We start from the raw sequence: 22460 nt of genomic DNA, 5'->3' as shown, positions 1-22460 counted from the left end.
GCCGCTTTAACGGAACACCCCCTGGCGGTAGAGGCGCCAAAGCATCCCCCAGCCGTAGACGAGCGGGTGGCGACGCACGCGTTCGGGAAGTTCGATCTTTCGGCCGCTGTGGCGTTCGAGCTTGAAGATAAGATAATCGACCCCGCCCTGAAAGGTAAAAGCGGCCTTGATCAGGCGCAGGAGAGACAGCAGTTTCCCCTGCAGGACCCGCACTCCCCAGGCCAACCTAGCCAAGATCCGGACCCACTGCGGAATCGTAAGACAAACGCGCCCGCCTTGGCTCTTAAGACACCATGGCAAGGCGCGCAGCAAAGGTAGGGTTACAGTCTGGTAAAACCCAGCCGCCCAGCGGACCAATTCTTTGGCCCGCGCCTCGGCGCGCTCGGTGCGAAGCTCGGAAGAATAACTAAGCCTCAAGCCCTGCCGCCACAGTTCCATGGGCTCAAAACACTCCGAGCACAAAGGCGCGGTGCGGCGTACAAAAGTGCGCATCGCCTTCAGCAAGCAGGTGACGATCCAGGCGGAAATTTCTGGATCGCGGCAGTAAAGCAGCCGGCAAGGCTGGGCAAACCTTCCCCACAGATAGGACTGAAACCAGGCCATTCCTGAGGCGAAATCCCGCCGCGATAGCACGGCGTATTTGGCGCGCAAAGCCTTGCCCCCGACTGCAGCCTCCAGATAAAACACATTCGGCGGCAGCAGGCGATTGGCTAAGGCTAGCCAGCTTTTGGGATAAACCTTGGTATAATCGTCTACTAGCACATACAAATCGACCAGACCATCGAAAGGATCGCCGCTGCGCACGCACGAACCGTATAAAAGCACCGCCGCCACCGCCTCGCCGTGGCGGGCGCGAATGGCCTGAACCAGCGCCGTTACCGGGTAGGGATAAGGCTGTCGAAGTTGCGCCTCCAAGCAATGCCTAAGACTTTCTGCCTCGCTCATCTGTCCGATCCTCATCTCACCTCGCCAAACGCCGCCGGCGCGCGCGAACTTTTCAACAAGCGCCTGCTCGGGTATCTGTCGTGGCAGCTCTACCGCCGCCGCGAACACCGGCCCGAAGTCCTTAAGGCGCTGACTCAGGACTTAAAGGCCCACAACCCGGACCATATCGCCATCACCGGCGATTTGACCCAGTTGGGGCTACGCTGCGAATACCGCCAGGCGGCAGACTGGCTGGCGCAGCTTGGACCCCCCGCCCAGGTCACCGTGGTTCCCGGCAATCACGACCGCTATGTCGCCGCCTCCTGGCAAGAGTCGCTTGGCCTGTGGGAGGATTATCTTAAAAGCGACGCGGGAAAGTGCCTGTTCCCCTTGCGGCGGGAGCGGGGTCCTGTCGTGTTGCTCGGGATAGACTCGGCCCCCCCCACCGCGCCGTTCTTAGCCACCGGCTCCGTGGGCCAGGAGCAGCTCAAACGCCTGGCCGAACGGCTCGAGCTTGAGCTGGGCCGCTGCCGGATCCTCTTGATCCACCATCCGCCGCATCCGGACGCGGTCAAGCCCAGAAAGCGCCTGACCGATCAGGCAGAGCTGGGAAAACTCCTCGCGCGCACCGGGTGCGGCCTCATCCTCCACGGCCACAGCCACCGGTGGCAGCTTCATTGGCTTAAAGGACCCAAAGCGCCGATCCCGGTGCTCGGGGCGCCTTCTGCCTCCGCGTGGGGGGTTCGGCGCGGCAGCAGAGCGCGCTATCATCTGTGCCGGATTACCCAAAGCGACGGAGGTTTCCAAATCGAGGTGGAGATCCGCGGCTTTTGCCAGAGGGTGCATCGCTTTCTCCCCGAAGGCCTTTTTAGGCTTGAGACCTTGGGTTAACGCGGCTTTGTCCGGATTCTCACGCCGGTAGCCAAGAGCAGGATAGCCACGGTGGGAGCAAGCGCAGTTAACAGAGCCGGGAGGTGTAACAGCAAGCCGGCGTTTCCAATCACTTGCACGGCCAAAAAATACAGCACCCCTAAAAGCAGCGCCAACATCACTTGCAAGCCGAATCCAAAAGCGCGGGGACGAAGCTCAATCCAGGGGATCAGCAGCGGAATCATCGCCGCCATGCTTACCGGCAATAGCGTCCGCTGCCAGAACAACAGCGCATAGCTTTCCGCCTGCTGCCCCCTAGCGCGCAGGTGCCGGGCGTATCCCCAAAGCTCGGACAAGGAGAGGGTTTCTGCCGGCAGCTCCAAGAGCTTAAGCTGCTCGGGGCCTAAAAAGGATAGCCACTTTTGCTGGGGTCGCAACTCGGTCTTGAGCCCGTCTTCGCGCCAGCGCTTTACGGTGACTTGGTGCAATAACCAACTTCCATCCGGCTGAATGTCGGCCCGCTCAGCGTGGATGAATTCAAGCAGGCGGCCGTCTTCGCCAAACTCAAGGACACGGATCCCAGAGGGCACGCGTCCGTGGATCAGAGCGGCAACGTTCATGAACCGCTTTAAATCCCGAGACCAAAAGCCGTGGGCGGTGCGCAGAGCATCTTCCCCGGCCAGCGCCTGTTGCCGATGCACCACGCCCCATTGATGGCTGCGCGGGGCGATAAACTGCGCGACCATCACCAACCCGAGCGCCAAACCCAAGGTCGCTTTCAGCAAAGCCAGCGCGATCTGAGCCGCCGACATTCCCGCCGCGCGCATGGCCAAAATCTCGCCTCTTCGCGCCAGCCCCGCCAGGGCGTACCCCCCACCGATCAGGATCCCGACCGGAGAAAACTCAAGCAGTTTGCTCGGAACGGTGGCAAAAACGTACCCAAACGCATCCAGGGTATGGTACTGGCCTTTGCCCACCTCGCTCAGCTCGTCCACCAAATCGAAAAAACAAAACAGCGCCACCAGTACCAAAAGCACCAGAAAATAGCCTTTGAGCAATTGGCTGCCGAGGTAGCGCTCCAGAATCATCCTGTCCTCCGGCGCTCCTTGAACCAAAAGACTACGAGCGGGAAATACCAAACTCCAATTAGCCCCAACAGCAGAACCTCCGGCCAAAACACCCCAGGCACCGCCCCCACCACGCCCTCCTTGACCCAGGTTTTGGCCAGGCCCGCCAAGTTGTAGTACACCGCAAACACGATAACCGCGAGAATCGTCTTGCCATAGCGTCCGGCCCGAGGCGCAGTGCGGCTTAAAGGCACCGCAAGCAACGCCAAAAGCAACGGACTCCCTGGACGCGAGAGCCGCCATTGCAGTTCGGCGATGTCCTTGGGATCTTGGGAACGCCAAAGCGCGGAAGTGGCAGCGGCTTTGCTTCGGTAACCCGGAGGCTCAACCGTGCCGTCTAAAACCAGCGTCAACTGCTTGAACTTAAGCGCCACATCCGAACTCCCCTTCAGGTCCAACTCGTACGCATAGCCGTCTTCGAACCCGAGCAGAAGGCGGCCGTCCTGCTCGGGGAGCTCGGATTGGACCATAGATCGGGCATAGATCACTTGCGTTTTGTGGTTTGCCCATTCCTGACTAAAAAACACCTCAAACAAGCGCTTTTCCAAGCGATCGATTTTCTCGGCAAAGACCACGTAATCTTCGCCGGCGTGGAAGCGGCGGGCCTCGAGTTTATTGACGTCGAATTGAGTTTTAGCGCGGTTTTCGATTGCATAGCTTTGGCGATAGGCCCACGGGCGAAACTCCAACGACAAGCCCGCCACCGCCGCCGCCACCGGAAGCGCCAGCCTAAACATCGTCCAGGCCACTCGGCCTTCGCCATAGCCGCAGGCGGAAAGCGCCACCATTTCAGAATCGCTGTGCAGCCGCCCAAGGCCCAGCACCACCCCAAGGTACAAAGCGATCGGCAGCAGCACCTCGAGTGCGATCACCACGCGAAAGCCGATGAGCTGCCAGACCACGTCCATAGGCAAAAGCCCGCCTACCGCATCGGCCAAGATCTTGGCGCTGCTGTAGCCGCCAAACAGCAACACAAACACCAAAGTCGTGGCGGCAAACGGCCGCAGGACCTCAGTAACCAAATACCGATCCAACAATAAGAAGCGAAATAAAGGCATTAAAACTCGGTTAGCCCGCCGCTATTGGCTTATAATCATTGTACCAACCTCCGCGGGGGGATTTATGATTTCTCCGGATCCAAACCTATGCACGAGTCATCCGCTAAGTTTCTAGCCACTTCCCCTTTCTACGGCGGCAACGCGAGTTTCCTAGAAGAGCTGTACGAGCGTTTTCTAGCCGATCCGGAAAGCGTTCCGAGCGACTGGCGCGAGCACTTCGAGAAGCTTAAAAACGCGCTGCCTGAGCACCCAGACATCCCCCACCGCGCGATCCGGCGTCGCTTCCAGGCGTTGGCCCGGTCTCCTTACACGCCGCCTTCTGCGATCGAAAAACAACGGGCGGTGGATCAGCTCATCGCCAACTATCGGTTTTTAGGCCACCGCATCGCCGACACGAACCCGCTGCCTATTACCCCCAAACCGTACCTGCTTGAACTGGATCCGGTCTATTACCAGCTCACCGAACAGGATCTGGACGCCGAATTCGACGCTTCCGCGCTGGCTAAAGGCGCGCGCATGAAGCTACGCGACATTCTGAGCAAGCTGAAGCGGACCTACTGCGGCCCAGTTGGCAGCGAGATCATGCACATTACCCAGCGGGAAGTCCGGCAGTGGCTGCTGGAACGTTTGGAAGCTTCGGAGGCGCATTTGGAGCTGAGCGCGGAACAGAAAAAACACACGCTCAAAGGCTTGATCGCCGCCGAGGGCATAGAGAAATACCTACACCGCCGCTATGTGGGGCAAAAGCGCTTTTCGCTGGAAGGTGGCGAAAGCCTGATTCCGCTCTTGGACGAACTGATCCAGCAAGCTGGCACCCAGGGGGTGCGCGAGGTGGTGATCGGGATGGCCCACCGCGGGCGGCTCAACGTCCTGGTCAACATCCTGGGCAAACAACCCAAAGCGCTGTTTGAGGAATTTGAAGGGCTCCGCTCCCCGCTGGAGGGAACGACAGGTGACGTCAAGTACCACCTGGGATTTTCCTCCGACGTCGACACCCCAGGCGGGCCGGTGCATTTGGCTTTGGCTTTTAATCCCTCGCACTTGGAGATCATCGACCCGGTCGTCGAGGGCTCGGTGCGGGCGCGCCAGGATCGCTACGGCGAGGGCGGCCCCCACCGGATCTTGCCGCTTCTGATCCACGGCGATGCCGCCTTCGCCGGCCAAGGCGTGGTGATGGAGACCCTGCAGCTGGCCCAGACCCGTGCCTTCCATACCGGCGGCACGATCCACGTGGTGGTCAACAACCAGATCGGCTTTACTACCAGCAATCCTTTGGACGCCCGCTCCACTACGTACGCCACCGACGTCGCCAAGATGGTGGAGGCGCCGGTGTTCCACGTCAACGGCGACGATCCCGAGGCGGTGTTGTTCGTTACCCGGCTTGCGCTGGACTTTCGTATGACCTTCAACCGCGACGTGGTCATCGACCTGGTCTGCTACCGCCGCCACGGCCACAACGAGGCCGACGAGCCGGCGGTCACCCAACCGGTGATGTACCGCCACATCCGCAGCCACCCGAGCGTAGCTCAGCTCTACGCGCAGAAGCTGGTGGAAGCCGGGATCATCGACGCCGATCTGCCCAAAGCGATGGAACAGGAATACGTCCAGGCCCTAGAGCAAGGCCATCCGGCGCTGCGCCCGATCGGGCAAAACGGACCCACCGCGAGGGCGCCTTGGCATCGGTATCTCAAAGGCCGCTGGGACTTGCCTTACGATTCCGGCTTTCCCCAGGATAAGCTCACCGAACTGGCCAGGCAGTGGCTTGCGGTCCCTGAAGGTTTTGAACTCCACCCGCGGGTGGCTAAAATCTGGGAAGACCGCCTAAAAATGACCCAAGGGGAGCTGCCGGTGGACTGGGGGTATGCGGAGAACCTGGCTTACGCCACCCTGCTGGCCGAAGGTGTCCCGGTCCGCCTGACCGGCCAAGATTCCGGGCGCGGTACCTTCTTTCACCGCCACGGGATCGTGTACCACTACCGCACCGGCGAGCCGTTCGTCCCCTTGGCGCAAGTCGCCAAGCGCTACCAAAGCCGCTTTTACCTGTACGACTCGCTGCTGTCGGAAGAAGGCGTGCTCGGCTTCGAATACGGCTATTCGAGCGCCGAACCCGAAGCCCTGGTGATCTGGGAGGCGCAGTTTGGAGATTTTGTCAACGTCGCCCAAGTCGTGATCGATCAATTTATCAGCTCGGGAGAAGCCAAGTGGGGAAGATTGTCTGGCTTGGTCTTGTTCCTTCCCCACGGCTACGAAGGCCAGGGGCCGGAACACTCCTCCGCGCGCCTAGAGCGCTTCCTCCAGCTGTGCGCCGAAGACAACCTACAGGTGTGCGTGCCCACCACCCCGGCGCAGATCTTCCACCTGCTCCGCCGGCAGGTGCGGCGCCCTTACCGCAAGCCTTTGATCACTTTGACCCCCAAGAGCCTGCTGCGCCATCGTTTGGCGGTCTCGACCTTGGAAGAGCTCAGCCAAGGCCGATACGAACTGGTGATCGATGAAATCGATCCCATCGATCCCAAGAAGGTGCGGCGGGCGATCCTATGCGCCGGCAAAATCTACTACGAACTGTTAGAAAGCCGTCGCCAGGAAGGCATCGACGACATCGCCCTCTTGCGCCTAGAGCAGCTTTATCCGTTTCCACTCCAGGCGCTTCAAACCGCCTTAGCGCGCTATCCCACCCTGAAGGAGCTGATCTGGTGCCAAGAAGAACCGCAAAACCAGGGCGCCTGGTATCTGATCCGCCACCATTTGGAAACGGCGGCAGGAAAGCTCCTTCTAGGCTACGTCGGTCGCCCGCCGGCGGCCGCCCCGGCCGAAGGCACGTTCCTGATGCACGTAGAGCGCCAACGCGCTATCATTGACGCCGCTCTGCATCCCGAAGTCGCCCTAAGAGCTACAGGATAAGCCATGGAAATCCGCGTCCCACCGTTGCCCGAATCCGTCGCCGACGCCACCGTCGCCGCCTGGCACAAGCGCCCGGGCGAGGCGGTCAAGAAGGACGAAAAGCTCGTGGATCTGGAAACCGACAAGGTCGTGCTGGAAGTCCCGGCCCCGCTCGACGGAGTCCTGGAAGCCATCCATCACCCCCAAGGCGACACCGTCAAGAGCGGCGAACTGTTGGCGACGATCCAGCCCGAGGCGCCAAGCGCCCCCCCACCTTCTCCTGAAGAAGAAGGCCAAGAGCCGGCGTTAAGCCCCTCGGTGCGCCGCCTGATCGCCGAACACGGTCTGGACCCGAGCCGTATTCCAGGCACCGGCAAAGGCGGGCGGATCACCAAAGAGGACGTGTTCCGCTTTCTCGAACGCCAACCGGCCGCCGCAACCAAACCGCCCGAAGCCATCGCCCCGCCTCGCGGGGCCCGCGAGGAGCTTAGGGTGCCCATGACCCGCATCCGGGCGAAAATCGCCCAGCGTTTGCTCGAGGTCCAGCGCCATACCGCGATGCTCACCACCTTCAACGAGGTGGACTTAGAGCAGGTCACCGCCCTGCGCCGCCGCCACGCCGAGGCGTTCGAGAAAAAACACAAGGTGAAACTGGGCCTGATGAGCTTCTTCGTCAAAGCCTCCATCGCGGCGTTGAAAGCCTATCCGGTGGTCAACGCGAGCATCGACGGCGAGGACGTCGTTTACCACGGCTATTACGATATCGGGATCGCCGTGGCCACCGAGCGGGGGCTGGTCGTCCCCGTTCTGCGCGACGCGGATAAATTGGACTTTGCCGAGATCGAACGGCAAATCCAAGACTTTGCCTCCCGCGCGCGGGAGGGAAAATTGCGCCTAGAGGAGCTGCAAGGCGGTACTTTTACTATCACCAACGGCGGCGTGTTCGGCTCGCTGCTCTCCACCCCTTTGCTCAACCCGCCGCAAAGCGCCATCCTCGGGATGCACGCGATCCAACCCAGGCCGGTGGTGGTAGGCGATCAGATCGTCGTCCGACCGATGATGTATTTGGCCTTGACTTACGACCACCGCCTCATCGACGGCCGCGAGGCCGTCTTGTTCCTGCGCACCATCAAAGAAGTCCTAGAAGCCCCGGAAAGGTTGTTCTTGGGTTTCTGAAGCCAGAAAATTCCGTTTGCCTTGGAGGGTGAACGGCGCCACAATAGCCTTGTGCCCCCTATCCGGCAGCGTATGGCCGAAGCCCCCCCAAAACCCGAACCGCCTGCTGCGACAGAGCTTCTGGCCCTGATCCGCAGCGTCGCGGACGAACTCAAGCTCCCCCCGCAGCGGCTGCGCGCGCTTTGCCTCGACACCTCGTTCGACCGCGAGCTTGGGCTAGATAGCCTAAGCCGCATGGAGCTCTTCGCGCGGATTGAAAAGCACTTCGGCGTCCGCCTGCCCGAGCGCCTCTTGGCCGAGGCCGAGACCCCGCGCGACCTGCTGCGGGCGATCCTGGCCTGCGCTTCAGGCAAAGCCCGAGCGCAGGTCAAAGAACTGGTCGTACCATTTGCCGAAGCCGCCGCGCAACCGGCGCCGGAAACCGCCCAGACCCTGATCGAGGTGCTCGCCTGGCACGTAAAGCAGCACCCCGATCGCACTCATATTCTGCTGCTCCAAGACGATCTTCCCGCCGAACCCATAAGCTACGGCGAACTCGCCGCGCAAGCCAAACGCTTTGCCCGTGGGCTGCAGGATCTTGGGGTAGAGCCGGGAGATACCGTCGCCCTGATGCTCCCCACCGGCAAGGAGTATTTCTTCGCCTTCTTCGGCCTACTATTGGCAGGCGCCATTCCGGTGCCAATCTACCCCCCTGCCAGGTTGAGCCAGCTCGAGGATCATCTGCTGCGGCATAGCAAGATCCTCAACAACTGCCAGGCGAAACTCTTGGTGACGGTTCCCGAGGCCAAACCCGTCGCCCGCCTGCTCAAAGCGCAAGTTCCTAGCCTGACCCAAGTGATCACGCCGGAAAAATTAACCCGCGCGTCGGGCGATCCCGACCCGATCCCTAGAAGCTCCCAAGACATCGCCTTGCTCCAGTACACCTCAGGCAGCACCGGAATGCCCAAGGGGGTTATCCTCACTCACTTCAACCTATTGAGTAACATCCGCGCGATGGGCAAGGCGGTGCAGGCCGATTCCCGCGACGTGTTCGTGAGCTGGCTGCCGCTGTATCACGACATGGGACTGATCGGCGCCTGGCTGGGGAGCCTGTACTACGGCGCCCGCCTCGCGGTGATGTCGCCGCTCGCTTTCTTGGCCCAGCCGCTGCGCTGGCTTTTGGCCATCCAGCGCCACCGCGCCACCCTCACCGCCGCCCCCAACTTCGCCTACGAACTGTGCCTCAAGCGCCTGGCCGAGGAAGAGCTCAAAGGGCTGGATCTGAGCTCCTTACGGGCGATGTTCAACGGCGCCGAACCGGTCAGCCCGGCGACGCTGGAGCGCTTCGCCGCCCGCTTTGCGCCTTATGGCCTAAAGCCTGAGGCGCTGATGCCGGTCTACGGCTTGGCGGAAAATTCGGTCGGCCTGACCTTCCCCCCCTTAGGCCGGCCGCCCCGCGTCGATCGCATCGACCGCGAGGTCTTCTGCCGCACCGGCAAGGCCATCCCTGCCCACGCTTTGACCTGCGCCTTGCGCTTTGTTTCCTGCGGCCGGCCGCTGCCGGGGCACGAGGTGCGGATCGTCGACGAACAGGGCCGCGAGCTGCCGGAACGGGTGGAGGGACGGCTAGAGTTCCGCGGCCCCTCCAGCACTCAAGGCTACTACCGCAATCCTCAGGCGACCGCCGCGCTCTTCGACGGCGACTGGCTTATTTCCGGAGACCGCGCTTATCTCGCCGACGGCGAGGTGTATCTGACCGGGCGCGAGAAGGACATCGTCATCCACGCCGGGCGCAACCTTTATCCGCAGGAGATCGAAGAAGCGGTCGGCCGCATTGCGGGGATCCGCGCCGGCTGCGTGGCGGCCTTTGGCAGCCCGGATCCGCAAACCGGCACCGAACGCCTGATCGTCGTGGCCGAAACCCGGGAAACCGACCCCAAAGCCAGGGAAAAGCTGATCCAAGCGATCCAACAGCAGGTGTTTTCCCTGACCGGTTCTGCCCCAGACGAGGTCAGGCTCGCCCCGCCGGGTACGGTGCTTAAAACCTCCAGCGGCAAAATCCGCCGCAGCGCTTGCAAGGAATTTTACGAACGGGGACTGCTCGGCCGCCCGCTGCCGCTCTGGCGACAGGCGCTGCACCTCTTGGCCGCCGCGGTTCGCCCCCAGCTACGGCGCCGGCTTAGGCAAATCCAAGCTTTGAGCTTTGCCGCCTGGGCGTGGAGCATGGCGGGAGCGATCGGCGCGCTCGGCTGGCTGGGGGTTTTGGTTTTGCCTACGCTCGAGCGGCGCTGGCGCTTTGCAAGCTGGGCTGCCCGCTTCCTCGCCCGGGTCACCGGGATTTCCCTGCGCGCCGAGGGCCTGGATCACCTGCCTGCGGCCGAGCGCCCCTGCATCTACGTCAGCAACCACGCCAGCTACCTGGACGGCGCCGCGGTGCTCGCGCTCATCCCGCGCCGCTTCGGTTTCGTCGCCAAACGCGAGTTTACTTCCCAGTTCATCGCCGGAACCTTTCTCAAACGGATCGGCTGCGAGTTCGTCGAGCGCTCATCAGAGCATAGCGTCCAGGACGCCAAGCGCCTCATGCAGGCCGCCAAACGCGGCCGCTCCCTCTGGTTCTTCCCCGAAGGCACTTTCACCCGCCGGCCGGGCCTGTTGCCGTTCCGCCTAGGCGCATTCATGACCGCCGCCGAAGCGGGCCTGCCGGTGGTGCCGGTGACGATCCGCGGCACCCGCCAGATCTTACGGGCCGATTCTTGGTTCCCCCGACCGGGGGCGATCTCGCTCATCGTCTCGCCCCCCATTTTCCCGCAAGCGGTCGCGCGCGAGCTGGAAAACCCTTCCAGTTTCCAGATCGCCGTGAGATTGCGCGAGCTTGCCCGGCAAGCGATCCTTTCCCGCTTGGGCGAGCCGGACCTGGCCGAGGAGCCTTCGCCTTTATTGAGGACTTGAGGCGATTGTGCTAGCTTGTCGGCCAGACGAACTACAACCCGAGGAAGAGCGATGTTTCCCCTGCGCGACGAAAATCCCACTTTGCGCACCCCGTTGGCGACGATTGCCCTCATCGCCCTCAACGCTTTGGTCTGGGCGATGCTCCAAGGTTTGGGTTCCCCTTTGCCGCTGCTTCAGTCCTTGTGCGATTGGGCGATGATCCCGGGCGAGCTTTTGGGGTATCTGCGGGAGGGCGACCGCATTCCCCTTGGCCCTACGGTCGAGTGCGTGCTGGAGGATCGCGTTCCTTGGCTGACGCCCTTTGCCTCCATGTTCATGCACGGCAGCTGGCTGCATATCCTCACTAACCTGTGGTTCCTGTGGATTTTTGGCGATAACGTCGAGGACGCCATGGGGCCTTTGCGGTTTTTAGGCTTTTACCTGCTCTGCGGGCTGGCGGCGGCCGCGGCCCAGGTCCTAAGCGATCCGGCAAGCTCCGTGCCGATGGTGGGGGCCTCGGGGGCGATCGGCGGGGTGATGGGGGCTTATGCGCGCCTGTATCCCCACGCGCGGGTGGAGAACCTGGTGCCGCTTGGGTTTTATCTGACCGTCGTCGCGGTGCCGGCGTACTTCATGCTGGGCTATTGGTTCCTGCTGCAAATCTTAGAAGGCTTGATCGCCCCGGCCGGCCAAGGCGGGGTCGCGTTCTGGGCGCACGCCGGGGGATTTCTGGCCGGGGTGCTCCTCGTGCGCCCCTTTCACCGCCCCGATTTTCTCGCCGAGCGCCTGAACCAAACCCCAAGGGTCCGCAGCCGCTACCGCTTTTAGTCAGAAAATTTTACATTTTGCCGCCCAAAGCCGCGCAAGCGCTTAAACAGTAAATTTAAGTGTTTGATAATAAAAGAAAAACAAATATTGGCACGAAATTGGCTTAAATAAAGTCAAGGTTCACTCAAATAGAAAAAGGAGATCGCTATGTTCAAACCCTCGTTTCCTAAAATCCTTATCGCCGCCCTGGGCCTGGGGGCAAGCCAGGCGTACGCTGCGCCGCTGATCAATCTGCTGATCGACGATTTTTCAACTTTTCAAGAAGAAATCGTCAAGAAAAAAAGCTCGGTCTCAGGACCGGTAACCTGCACAAGCTTTAGCCCCTCAAGCTCATCAAGCTCATGCAACATCACTCATACCCCAGGCCCGGGCATTCAAGCCAGTGGAGGCGGCATTTTGGGGGGCTACCGCGACCTTTACGTCAGCACGGGGTCGCTTTCAGGACTTGGGACCAGAGGCACAAGCGCCACGAGCACAGGCAGCGTTCTCGAGATCAGCAACGATACCGGGGTCGCAGGCACCGTGATCGTGGTCTGGGACGGCGCTCATGCGGTAACGGCGGATCCCTCAAACCCGGCCAATATTGCTACGGCTGGACTCGGAGGCATCGATTTTACCTTAAGCCCAGGGAGCTACGGCGTCTTGCTGGAGGTCTTTAGCATCGATCTGAACGTGACCGCGGCGCTGACTTTATGGGATACGGCCGGACAGGCGGCCACGGCAAGCCACACCTTTAGCTCAGTGTCAAGCTACGTTTTCCCCTTTGCCGGTCCCGACAGTTTTTTAGCTGACAATCCGTTGCTTAATCTGGATCAAATCGGCGCGGTTCGCCTGACTTTGACCGGCCCGGCGGGATGGGATGGGCAGATCGATTTGGTAGGCGTTACGACCATCCCCGAACCTGCCACCCTCTCGCTCTTGGGGCTTGGGCTTTTGGGCGTGGGGGCGGCCGCAAGGCGTCAGAAAATTTGACAGGCTACCACTCCAGGATCCGCCACTGGTGGGTGCGCAAGGTGGCCTCAAGATCGCTTCTGCGCGCGAACTTGCCGTCGCCGTCGGGATCGACCAGGTAATAAGGCGGGCCGATCGGCGGGATGACCTTGATCGCATAGAGCCTCCCGCCGATCCGGTATTCCTCGACCACGTTCTTGCCCCGCCGGCGGATGATCACCTCCGGTTGCATCTCGCCCTCCTCCACCCCGGGTTCCGGCAAAGGCTCAAGCGGCGGCCGCTCATCGACGGCCCACGCCATCGCCGTCCACAAGGCCAACCAAAGCGCCTGGCGCATAAATAACCTCCTCGCAAAAATCCTATTATATCCCCGAAGCGCGCACTCATAGGGTGCACGCCACCCCAAGCTTTGCCCCAAAATCGTGCGCCATCGAGGTTCCCTGAAAGCCAAAAAGCGCTGCGAAAACCTTGGTCTGCAATTTGCGTTAAGTTTTTTGTCCTTCAACCCCAGGAGGTTTTTATGCCCACCGCTTGCTTCAAGCGCGCCTTGCTCGCTGCCGCTTTGGCTCCGGCGGCCGCTTTTGCCCAGGATCCGGTGGCCGATTCCCTGCCCGAAAATATACGCACCGCAGACAACGCGATGAAGGCACTGACTGGTTTCAACCCCAACGACACCCCATTCATGCAGAACCTAGGGCTGCATTTTGGAAGCTGGCTGGCCTTCGGCTATAACCACAACTTCGACAACCCGCAAAACCATCGCAACGGCCCAACTACGTTTGCCGACCGCACCGCGCGCGTCCAGCTCAACCAGCTCAACCTGTTTTTGGAACGCGCTGTCGCTACCGAAGGCGACGGGTGGGATGTGGGCGGACGAGTGGATTTCATGTTCGGCTCGGACACCCGCTTCACCCAGGCGGTAGGCTTGGAATTTTCCGATGCCGGCAAGCAAAAGTGGGTCTCCGACGTGGAACAGCAATTCAACCGCCTGGCGCTGCCGCAGGCGTATGTTCAAGTCTATGCGCCGCTTCTAAACGGGATCACCGCCAAAATCGGCCACTTCTACACCCCCATCGGCTACGAGGTCGTCACCGCCCCCGACAACTTCTTCTTCACCCACGCCTACACCATGCAGTACGGCGAACCCTTTACCCACACGGGGGCTTTGTTCTCCATGCCGCTGATCGAGAACCTCACCTTGACGGTCGGGGCGGTGGACGGCTGGGACAACTTCACCGACAACATCGACAACGCCTGGAGTTTCATCGGCGGCCTCAACTGGACCCACGGCGCCGAAGGCGCAGGGGCCCTCTCGGTCACCTTGACCGGAATCCACGGCCAGGTGGTCGAAGACGACCGCGCCGAGCGTTCTCTCTACAGCCTGGTTTTAAGTTACGACCTCACCGACAAGCTGCACTACACCCTCCAGCACGATCACGGCTGGCAGAGCACGCGCGGCCTCGACCAGGATCCCCACTGGTACGGGATCAACCATTACCTGACCTACGACGTAAGCGACACCTTATCGGTAGGCGCGCGCGTGGAATGGTTCCGCGACGAACAGGGCGTGCGCGTGATTAGCTTAAGAGGCGATGGGGTACGGCCTGGAAAGTCGGCCAACTTTTACGAGGCAACGATCGGCTTTAACTGGAAACCGACCCCTTGGTTCAAAATCCGTCCGGAGATCCGCTACGACTGGTCGGAAAACACCAAAGCTTTCGACGCCGGCCAAAGGAATCAACAGCTGTTATTTGCGGTGGATGCGGTAGTGGTCCTGTTTTAAACCCGGCGTGGGGTTTGCAGTCCGCGCCGCAATAGAGCAAACTTTGCGCATGACTACGACTGCCCTCGCCGTCTTCGCCGTCGTTTACGTGGGGATGATCCTCGGCGGCCTGCCGTTTCTGCAACTGGACCGCACCGGCGTTGCCCTGCTCGGGGCCATCGCGCTGGTTGCGACCGGCCAGGTGACACCAGAGCAAGCCGCCCGCGCCGTGCATCTGCCAACCCTTCTGCTGCTGTTTTCATTTATGGTGATCTCAGCGCAGATGCGGCTGGGCGGCTTCTATGACTGGGCAGCCGCCCGCATCGCTGCGCTCGCGGTGCCGCCTCCTATGCTGTTGGCGGCGGTCATCGCGGTGGCGGCGGCGCTTGCGGCCGTGTTCAGCAACGACGTCGTGTGTCTAGCGATGGCGCCGGTGCTTGCCGACGGGTGTCTGCGGCGCAAGCTCGATCCGACGCCGTTTTTGCTTGCGCTTGCCTGCGCCGCCAACATCGGCTCGGCGGCGACCTTGATCGGCAATCCGCAGAACATGCTGATCGGCCAGGTCTTGCGGCTGCCGTTTGGCGTTTATTTGCAACAGGCGATCTTTCCGGTCGCGCTCAGTCTGCTCGCGTTATGGGCTATCCTCGCGTGGCAGACGCGCGGGCGCTGGCACAGCACGCGCGCGATCGAACCACGGGAAGTCGCCGCAACCACGCCGCTCGACCGGTGGCAAACCGCGAAGGGACTGGCGATCGCCGGGGCGTTATTGGCGGCGTTTTTGGGGACCGACTGGCCGCACGACGTGGTCGCGCTCACCGGCGCGGGTTTGCTGCTGTTGTCGCGCAAGCTGCATTCGACCGCGATGCTCGGGCAGGTGGACTGGGAGTTGCTGATCTTGTTCATCGGCTTGTTTGTGGTCAATGGCGCCCTGCAGGATACGGGGCTTACCGCGCAGGCCGTGCAGTGGCTGGCGACGCAAGGCGTACCGCTTACCGAGCCGGCGCCGCTAATTGCGACGACCTTGGTGCTGTCGAACATCGTATCGAATGTGCCGGCGGTGATGCTGCTCTTGCCAGCAGCGACTGCACCGTTCTCCGGCCCCATGCTGGCGCTCGTATCCACCTTGGCCGGAAACCTGTTCATCGTCGGCTCAATCGCCAACCTGATCGTGATAGACGCCGCCCGCAAGCAAGGCATTGCCATCCACTGGCAACAACACCTGCGGGTCGGATTGCCTGTGACCGCCGTTAGCTTAGCGTTTACTTCCGCCTGGTTCTTCGCCGGGCGCAGCGCTTAAGGATAAAATAATCCGCGCAAATTTAAGGAGGCCGACTTAATGTTGGACACAGCCCATTGGTTTACCGAAGTCGATCGCAACAACCACTGTGCCTTTTCCCTGAAGATCAAACGCAAGCTGCACGAGGAGCAAACCGCCTTCCAGAAAATCGAAATCTACGAAACAGAAGGGTTTGGCAACCTGATGGTGATCGACGGCTGCGTCATGCTGACCAGCCGCGACAACTTCTTCTACCACGAGATGATGACCCATCCGGCGCTCTACAGCCATCCCGCTCCCGAACGGGTATGGATCATCGGCGGCGGCGACTGCGGCAGCCTCAAAGAAGTCCTCAAGCACCCAGAAGTTAAAAGCGCCATCCAGATCGAAATCGACGAACGGGTCACCCGCCTAGCCGAACGCTATTTCCCAGAGCTGTGCGAAGCCAACGGCGACCCAAGGGCTCAGTTGAAGTTTCAAGACGGCATCCTTTGGGTCAGCGAAGCTCGGCCCGACAGCGTCGAGGTGATCATCGTCGACAGCACCGACCCGCTCGGACCAGCCGAGGGGCTGTTCACTGAGGACTTTTATCGCAACTGCCGGCGTTGCCTCAGCCGCGACGGAATTTTGGTCCAGCAGAGCGAATCTCCCTTTTTCCACTTGGATTTGCTAAACGCCATGCGGTCGGCCATGGAAGCGGCCGGATTTAACGAAGTCCACACGCTTTTCTTCCCTCAACCGGTTTACCCTTCCGGGTGGTGGAGCGCGACTTTGGCCTGCAAAACCGGCCTCTTCCCGCGCTGGCAGGAGATACGCCAGATGCCTTTCTCAACGCGCTATTACAACCTGGCGATCCACCAGGCCGCATTTGCCGCACCCAATTTCTTTAGCCAAGCGCTAAGCAAGGCTCTAAGGACAGGCTGAGAGGCCGGCAAAGTATTCGGCCAGGTTGGCGATGTCTTTGTCGCTCAAACCTTGGGCCATGCCGGTCATGAGCGGGTGCTGGCGGCGCTGGTCGCGGTAGGCTAAAAGCGCTTGGCTAAGGTAAGCCGGTTTTTGGCCGGCCAGATTGGGATAAGAGGTGCCCTCTGGGCTAACCCCAGACGCGCCGTGGCAGTCGCCGCATCTTTTGGCCTGGGCAAGTTTTTTCCCTGCTTCCGCATCCGCCGACCAAGCGCCGCCGGCCCAGCCAAAAAGCGCGACTAAACTCAAAATCAGCACGATTTTATTCATAAGGCAGCGTTCCTATAATAAATGCCTACTTCAGAACCTCACCGCGCATGTCTAGAGAACAAGTCTACTCTTACCTGGAACGCCTTGCCAACCTCCTGCGCGCCGAAGCCCGCCAGAGCAGCCGGTTGCAACCGGTGCAACTGGAAGTCCTCCATTACCTGAGTATCTGCAATCGCCACAGCAACATTTCTACCGCCGTGGCCGAATACCTAGGTCTGACCAAAGGCACGGTCTCCCAAACGCTAAGCGTCCTAGAACGCAAAGGCTACCTTAAAAAGCTTCCGGATGCTCAAGACAAACGCATCGTCCACCTGCATTTGACCGCCAAAGGCAAAGCCGCGCTCGCCGCCAGCCTCCCCCCTAAAGCGCTGAGACTGGCCCTTGAGCAAATGACCAAAGAGCGCCAACAGCAATTGGTTGCAAATCTAGATAACCTGCTCAAAGCCATGCAGTCTGCGCGCTCTCGGAAAGCCTTCGGAGTTTGCAAGACCTGCGGCTACTTGCAGGCTACCGAGTCCGGGTATCGCTGCGGCTTGACCGAGCTTCCCCTGAGCTTTGAGGAACTGGAGCTCATCTGCCGCGAACATTCCCCTTTACCCGACTCCTCATAAGGCTTCGGTTCCGGTCTCGCCGGTGCGGATCCGGATCACCTCGTCCAAAGGCAAAACGAAGATCTTGCCGTCGCCGATTTTGCCCGTGCGGGCGGCGTTGGCGATCGCCTCGATCGCGCGCTCCACAAGTTCCTCGCTCACCGCCACTTCGATCTTCACTTTGGGCAGAAAGTCGACCACGTACTCGGCGCCGCGGTACAGTTCGGTATGCCCTTTCTGGCGCCCATAACCTTTGACCTCGGTCACGGCCATTCCGGCGACCCCAAGCTCGGACAAAGCTTCGCGCACATCGTCGAGCTTGAAAGGTTTGATGATCGCGACAATCAACTTCATAAACGACTCCTCAGGTGCCTTACCACGTGCCAAACTATGCCGAAAAACGCCGCAAAACACAATTTGGCCGCTTACCGCGAATCCGCTATGCTTGAAATTAGCCAATAACCGCAAGGAAACTTTGATGTTCGACCCCAGCCAACTCGACGACTTGGCCCAGCGCCTAGCGAGCGTGTTACCCGAAGGGCTAAAGCAAGTGCGCCAAGATTTGGAGAAAAACTTCCGCGCCATCCTGCAGAGCGCTTTTTCTCAGATGAACCTGGTCAGCCGCGAGGAATTCGAGGTCCAGGCCGCGCTCCTGAAACGCACCCGGGAGAAACTGGAAGCCTTGGAAACCCAAGTCCGCGAACTAGAGCAAAAGCTTAAGATTTAAATGGCGCTGGCGCAGGTCTACAGCCGCGGCCAAACTGGCATCGAGGCGCCGGAAGTGCGCGTGGAGGTGCACCTGGCCAACGGCCTGCCGAGCTTTACCATCGTCGGCCTGCCCGAAGCGGCGGTCAAGGAAAGCAAAGACCGGGTACGCGCCGCGCTAGTCAACTGCGGCTTTGCTTACCCGACCCAACGGATCACCGTCAACCTGGCGCCGGCGGACCTACCCAAAGAAGGCGGGCGCTTCGACTTGGCGATCGCCCTTGGCATTTTGGCCGCCTCCGGGCAACTGCCCAGCGCGGCCTTGGCCGACCACGAATTCCTCGGCGAGTTGTCCTTGAGCGGCGAACTGCGCCCCATCTGCGGCGCCTTGCCGGCCGCGCTGCATTGCCGGCGGGCCGGCCGGTCCTTGCTGCTGCCAAACGCCAACGCCGCCGAGGCGGCGCTGGTGGAAGGCCTGGCCGTGTTCGGCGCCGGCCACCTGCTCGAAGTCTGCGCCCATCTGACTGGCCGGCAATCCCTAGCCAAAGCCGCACCGCCGCCGCTTACAGCCCAACCCGCTTCGACGCTGGATTACGCCGAGGTGCGCGGGCACCATCAGGCAAAGCGCGCCATCGAAGTAGCCGCCGCCGGCGGTCACAATCTGCTGCTGATCGGGCCGCCCGGCTCGGGCAAGTCGATGCTGGCCGAACGGCTGCCTACCATCCTCCCGCCGCTGAGCGAAGCGCAGGCCTTGGAGGTCGCCGCCATCGCCTCCGTCAGCGGCCAAGCCTTCGATCCGGCGCGCTTTAGGCAGCCTCCGTTCCGCGCCCCCCATCACACCGCCTCGGCGCCGGCGTTGGTGGGCGGGGGAGTCGGCGGCCAAATCCGCCCCGGCGAGATCTCTTTGGCGCATCTTGGGGTGCTGTTTTTAGACGAACTGCCCGAGTTTCACCGCAAAGTGCTCGAGGTCTTACGTGAGCCGATGGAGAGCGGTTACATCACGATCTCACGCGCGGTCCGCAAATCGACCTTTCCTGCCCGTTTCCAGCTCATCGCCGCCATGAACCCTTGCCCTTGCGGATACCACGGCGACCCTTCCGGACGCTGCCAGTGCTCCCCGATCCAGATCGCGCGCTACCGCGAGCGGCTCTCAGGACCGCTGCTGGATCGGATCGATATTCACCTGGAAGTCCCTTGCCAAACCGAGGAATTGCTCAGCCACTCTGCTCAGCGCACCAGCGCCCAGATGCGCGCCCAAGTTCTGGCCGCCCGCGAGCGCGCCCTGGAGCGACAGGGTAAGCTCAATGCCCACCTGAGTGTGAGCGAAATCGAGCGCTTCTGCCAACCCGATTCGGCCGCCCGGGCGCTGCTCACCCAGGCCATCGCCAAGTTGGGTCTCTCCCACCGCGCCTTGCACCGCATCCTCAAAGTCGCGCGGACCATCGCCGACCTGGAGGCGAGCGGCGCGATCGGCGCCAAACACGTAAGCGAGGCGATCGGTTACCGGCGCCTGGACCGCAAACCGGCTCAGCTTTTAAGCTCGACCAGGTAGCCGGCAAACTTGCGGATGTTGATCACCCCCCGGTCGAAAATCAAATATTGCCCCTTGATGCCGAGCAAAATCCCACCGGCCTCTGGCTGCTTGTCGAAATCAAATCCCCGCACCTTGGCCGGATAGGCCAGCACGGGATAGCGGATGCTTAAGGCTTCGGCTTGAAGCGCGTTTGCCGCGTGGCTCCCAAAACGTTTTCTCAGCTCTTTAAGCTCTTCCCAGCCCAGCGCCAACAAGCGCTCGCGTTCCGCAGATAAATCCAGCGCCGGACCTTCCGCCTTGAGCATCTTGTGCCAATGGGTGCGGTCACCGACCCAGCGCTTGAGGATCGCTTCCACCAAGCCGGCCAAGTGGCGGGAGGAAACTTCCAGAATCGGCAGGGCTTGGCTGGCTCCCTGGTCGAGCCAACGGGTTGGAATCTGCGTTTTGCGGGTAATCCCCACCTTCAGCCCAGAGGAGTTGGCCAGATAGACCACGTGCGGCGCAAAACAATGCTCCTTGGCCCATTCCGGCTCGCGGCAGGTCCCCTGCGCGTAGTGGCAAAGCTCCGGCTTGACGATGCACCGATCGCAGCGGGCAAGCCTGCGAAAACAAGGAAAACAATACCCTTGATTGAAACTCTTGTAGGTCTTGCGACCACAGTGGATGCAGTAAATCTGCCCCTGATAGGTCAAAGTGAGCGCTTTCCCCAAGCAAGCGCCCAAAGGCAGTTGATCCTCCCCCACAGGCAAGCGGTATTCGGCCACGCCTTCATCGCTCAAAGCGACGTGCATTTTGCGCAACACGCCCCGGTAATGCATAATTTAATATTTTCAATTTGGGAGAATGCCAGTGGCTTTGATGCGGGTTTCCTCAGGGGAAAACGTTCCTCACGATATCAACGTGATCATCGAAATTCCAGCTTACAGCGATCCGGTCAAGTACGAAATCGACAAGGAGACCGGGGCCCTGTTCGTAGACCGCTTCATGGGCACGGCCATGCAATACCCCTGCAACTACGGTTACGTGCCGCATTCTCTGTCGGAGGACGGCGATCCGGTGGACGTGCTGGTGATCGCGCCGTGGCGTCTCATTCCTGGCTCCGTGGTCCGCTGTCGGCCGATCGGCATGCTGCAGATGACCGACGAGGCCGGCAGCGATACCAAAGTCCTGGCCGTGCCGATCGACAAGCTCACCCCGCTGTACAAGTCCGTCCGCACCTTTCGCGATATTCCCGAATCGCAGCTCGCCCAAATCGCCCACTTTTTCGAACACTACAAAGATCTAGAACCGGGCAAATGGGTAAAGGTGGAAGGCTGGCTGGGGGTCGAGGAGGCCAAGGCAGAGATCATCGCCTGCATCGAACGCTACAACCACGCTAAGAAAAAACCTAAATTCTAAGGCCGCCGCTAAGTGTTCTTCTCTACCCAGCGCGCGCCAGAAGGCAGCTTCTCTTTTTTCCAAAACGGCGCCCGGGTTTTGAGCGCCTCGAGGATGAATCGGCAGGCTGCAAAAGCCGGCCGGCGGTGGGCCGACCACACCGCCACCAAAACGATGGGATCGCCGGGTTGGATTTCCCCCACCCGGTGGATCACCAAGGCATCTAGGAAATCCCAGCGCGATCCTGCCTCGGCGACGATCCTTTCCAACTCGCGTTCGGTCATCCCCGGATAGTGCTCGAGGAACATCGCCTCGACCGCTTCTCCCTGATTGAAGTCGCGCATCGTGCCGACGAAACTGGCGCAAGCGCCGTACCGGCCTGGCGCCAAATGTTCTTGATACGCGCCAAGCTCCGCCCACGGATCGAATCGGTGTGCAACCAGCTTGACCGGCATCGTCACCCTCCAGTCACCGGGGGGAAAAAAGCCACCTCGTCGCCTTCCTTGACCGGCGTTTCAGGCCGCGCGTATTCCTGATTGACCGCGGCCAATACTTGGTCTGGCAACGGCTCGCCGGTCAACGCCTGCCATACCTCGGCGACGGTACGCGCCTGGTCGGCGGGCAATTCGATGCGGTCGATGCGCCAACGTTCGCGCAAGCTCGCAAACAACCGTACTTGAACAGCCATCGCATTAACCCCAGATTGAGACTAAAGATCGGCTTATCATATACTTTTTCAAACCCAATAATGACCCACCTAACCCATTTCAACGCGCAAGGGCAAGCCCACATGGTCGACGTGGGCGATAAACCCATCACCAAACGCCAGGCGATAGCCGAGGGCTACATCGACATGCGCCCCGAAACCCTCCAGCGAATCCTCGCAGGCGGCCACAAGAAAGGCGACGTGCTCGGCATCGCTCGGATTGCGGGGATTATGGCGAGCAAAAAGACCGCGGAATTAATCCCCTTATGTCATCCGATCGCTTTGACCAAAGTGGAGATCGATCTGATTCCGCAGCTCGAAGCGTCGCGCGTCCGCTGCGTGGCGGTCGTGGAAACCACCGCGCCTACGGGGGTGGAAATGGAGGCTTTGACCGCAGTCCAAATCGCCTTACTCACGATCTACGACATGTGTAAAGGGGTAGATCGGGAGATGACCTTGCATACCATTCGCCTGCTCAAAAAAAGCGGCGGCCAAAGCGGCCTTTGGCAACGCTTATGAATGGCTCGACTGAACTCGTTAGCTTAAGGAGGTTCGC

General features: G+C 60.9%; 23 protein-coding genes. 14 read left to right on the top strand and 9 right to left on the bottom strand.

Annotation, left to right across the window (positions count from 1 at the left end):
* Positions 1-6: 6 nt before the first annotated feature.
* Positions 7-945: a hypothetical protein gene (locus ACYQ3M_RS07785; protein WP_460035506.1), complete on the bottom strand. Its 939-nt coding sequence runs from the start codon at positions 943-945 to the stop codon at positions 7-9.
* On the opposite strand from ACYQ3M_RS07785, the gene ACYQ3M_RS07780 reads away from it, so the two are divergent.
* Entirely contained in the window at positions 919-1815 is an 897-nt protein-coding gene (locus tag ACYQ3M_RS07780; protein WP_460035505.1) for a metallophosphoesterase family protein, read from the top strand. The genes ACYQ3M_RS07785 and ACYQ3M_RS07780 overlap by 27 nt on opposite strands.
* On the opposite strand, the gene lptG is transcribed toward ACYQ3M_RS07780, so the two are convergent.
* Positions 1812-2882 (bottom strand): LPS export ABC transporter permease LptG, encoded by a 1071-nt coding sequence (gene lptG, locus ACYQ3M_RS07775; protein WP_460035504.1) that lies wholly within the window; start codon positions 2880-2882, stop codon positions 1812-1814. The genes ACYQ3M_RS07780 and lptG overlap by 4 nt on opposite strands.
* Entirely contained in the window at positions 2879-3979 is a 1101-nt protein-coding gene (lptF, locus tag ACYQ3M_RS07770) for an LPS export ABC transporter permease LptF (protein WP_460035503.1), read from the bottom strand. Before lptF ends, lptG begins: the two co-directional genes overlap by 4 nt.
* 87 nt (positions 3980-4066) lie before the next feature.
* On the opposite strand from lptF, the gene ACYQ3M_RS07765 reads away from it, so the two are divergent.
* From ACYQ3M_RS07765 to ACYQ3M_RS07745, 5 genes are all read left to right on the top strand, one after another.
* The gene (locus tag ACYQ3M_RS07765) at positions 4067-6880 is read left to right on the top strand and encodes a 2-oxoglutarate dehydrogenase E1 component (RefSeq protein WP_460035502.1); all 2814 of its coding nucleotides are present in this window, start codon (positions 4067-4069) and stop codon (positions 6878-6880) included.
* A 3-nt stretch (positions 6881-6883) separates the two neighbouring features.
* On the top strand, positions 6884-8035 hold the full coding sequence (gene odhB, locus ACYQ3M_RS07760) for a 2-oxoglutarate dehydrogenase complex dihydrolipoyllysine-residue succinyltransferase (RefSeq protein WP_460035501.1): 1152 nt from the start codon (positions 6884-6886) through the stop codon (positions 8033-8035).
* 72 nt (positions 8036-8107) lie between these two features.
* A complete protein-coding gene (locus ACYQ3M_RS07755; RefSeq protein WP_460035500.1) occupies positions 8108-10963 on the top strand; it encodes an AMP-binding protein in 2856 nt (951 codons plus the stop codon).
* A gap of 51 nt (positions 10964-11014) precedes the next feature.
* Positions 11015-11770 carry a rhomboid family intramembrane serine protease gene (locus ACYQ3M_RS07750; RefSeq protein WP_460035499.1) on the top strand — a complete coding sequence of 252 codons (756 nt, stop codon included), beginning with the start codon at positions 11015-11017 and terminating at the stop codon, positions 11768-11770.
* Positions 11771-11917: 147 nt separating this feature from the next.
* Positions 11918-12742, top strand: a complete 825-nt coding sequence (locus tag ACYQ3M_RS07745) for a PEP-CTERM sorting domain-containing protein (protein ID WP_460035498.1) — start codon at positions 11918-11920, stop codon at positions 12740-12742.
* Positions 12743-12746: 4 nt separating this feature from the next.
* Here ACYQ3M_RS07745 and ACYQ3M_RS07740 read toward each other — a convergent pair whose 3' ends face one another.
* Complete coding sequence (locus tag ACYQ3M_RS07740) at positions 12747-13058, bottom strand: DUF2782 domain-containing protein (RefSeq protein ID WP_460035497.1); 312 nt, start codon at positions 13056-13058, stop codon at positions 12747-12749.
* A 183-nt stretch (positions 13059-13241) separates the two neighbouring features.
* On the opposite strand from ACYQ3M_RS07740, the gene ACYQ3M_RS07735 reads away from it, so the two are divergent.
* The 3 genes from ACYQ3M_RS07735 to speE are packed head-to-tail and all read left to right on the top strand — an operon-like array spanning position 13242 to position 16683.
* Entirely contained in the window at positions 13242-14504 is a 1263-nt protein-coding gene (locus ACYQ3M_RS07735; protein WP_460035496.1) for a porin, read from the top strand.
* A 49-nt stretch (positions 14505-14553) separates the two neighbouring features.
* Entirely contained in the window at positions 14554-15780 is a 1227-nt protein-coding gene (locus ACYQ3M_RS07730; protein WP_460035495.1) for an anion transporter, read from the top strand.
* A 39-nt stretch (positions 15781-15819) separates the two neighbouring features.
* Positions 15820-16683, top strand: coding sequence for a polyamine aminopropyltransferase (speE, locus tag ACYQ3M_RS07725; RefSeq protein ID WP_460035494.1), 864 nt, complete (start codon positions 15820-15822; stop codon positions 16681-16683).
* On the opposite strand, the gene ACYQ3M_RS07720 is transcribed toward speE, so the two are convergent.
* A complete protein-coding gene (locus ACYQ3M_RS07720) occupies positions 16669-16992 on the bottom strand; it encodes a c-type cytochrome (RefSeq protein ID WP_460035493.1) in 324 nt (107 codons plus the stop codon). The genes speE and ACYQ3M_RS07720 overlap by 15 nt on opposite strands.
* Before the next feature lie 47 nt (positions 16993-17039).
* On the opposite strand from ACYQ3M_RS07720, the gene ACYQ3M_RS07715 reads away from it, so the two are divergent.
* Positions 17040-17603 carry a MarR family winged helix-turn-helix transcriptional regulator gene (locus ACYQ3M_RS07715; protein ID WP_460035492.1) on the top strand — a complete coding sequence of 188 codons (564 nt, stop codon included), beginning with the start codon at positions 17040-17042 and terminating at the stop codon, positions 17601-17603.
* Here ACYQ3M_RS07715 and ACYQ3M_RS07710 read toward each other — a convergent pair.
* A complete protein-coding gene (locus ACYQ3M_RS07710) occupies positions 17598-17936 on the bottom strand; it encodes a P-II family nitrogen regulator (protein ID WP_460035491.1) in 339 nt (112 codons plus the stop codon). The two genes, ACYQ3M_RS07715 and ACYQ3M_RS07710, sit on opposite strands and share 6 nt — an antisense overlap.
* 124 nt (positions 17937-18060) lie before the next feature.
* Between ACYQ3M_RS07710 and ACYQ3M_RS07705 the strand changes: the two genes are divergently transcribed.
* Positions 18061-18309, top strand: a complete 249-nt coding sequence (locus ACYQ3M_RS07705; protein WP_460035490.1) for an accessory factor UbiK family protein — start codon at positions 18061-18063, stop codon at positions 18307-18309.
* Positions 18310-19839, top strand: coding sequence for a YifB family Mg chelatase-like AAA ATPase (locus tag ACYQ3M_RS07700; RefSeq protein ID WP_460035489.1), 1530 nt, complete (start codon positions 18310-18312; stop codon positions 19837-19839).
* Here ACYQ3M_RS07700 and ACYQ3M_RS07695 read toward each other — a convergent pair.
* The gene (locus tag ACYQ3M_RS07695; RefSeq protein WP_460035488.1) at positions 19815-20639 is read right to left on the bottom strand and encodes a DUF2797 domain-containing protein; all 825 of its coding nucleotides are present in this window, start codon (positions 20637-20639) and stop codon (positions 19815-19817) included. The genes ACYQ3M_RS07700 and ACYQ3M_RS07695 overlap by 25 nt on opposite strands.
* A 25-nt stretch (positions 20640-20664) precedes the next feature.
* Here ACYQ3M_RS07695 and ppa point away from each other — a divergent pair, with 25 nt between their 5' ends.
* A complete protein-coding gene (gene ppa / locus ACYQ3M_RS07690; protein WP_460035487.1) occupies positions 20665-21219 on the top strand; it encodes an inorganic diphosphatase in 555 nt (184 codons plus the stop codon).
* A gap of 8 nt (positions 21220-21227) precedes the next feature.
* Here the strand turns inward: ppa and ACYQ3M_RS07685 are convergent, their stop codons facing one another.
* Together ACYQ3M_RS07685 and moaD are read right to left on the bottom strand one after the other, a co-directional pair.
* On the bottom strand, positions 21228-21653 hold the full coding sequence (locus ACYQ3M_RS07685) for a molybdenum cofactor biosynthesis protein MoaE (protein WP_460035486.1): 426 nt from the start codon (positions 21651-21653) through the stop codon (positions 21228-21230).
* A gap of 2 nt (positions 21654-21655) precedes the next feature.
* Positions 21656-21886: a molybdopterin converting factor subunit 1 gene (gene moaD / locus ACYQ3M_RS07680; protein WP_460035485.1), complete on the bottom strand. Its 231-nt coding sequence runs from the start codon at positions 21884-21886 to the stop codon at positions 21656-21658.
* Positions 21887-21946: 60 nt separating this feature from the next.
* Between moaD and moaC the strand changes: the two genes are divergently transcribed.
* Positions 21947-22423 (top strand): cyclic pyranopterin monophosphate synthase MoaC, encoded by a 477-nt coding sequence (moaC, locus tag ACYQ3M_RS07675; RefSeq protein WP_460035484.1) that lies wholly within the window; start codon positions 21947-21949, stop codon positions 22421-22423.
* The last annotated feature ends 37 nt before the right edge of the window (positions 22424-22460 follow it).

The sequence above is a fragment of the Methylothermus subterraneus genome (assembly GCF_054656915.1).
Note: the sequence above shows the minus strand (reverse complement) of the source record. Positions and strands in the feature narration are given on the sequence as shown.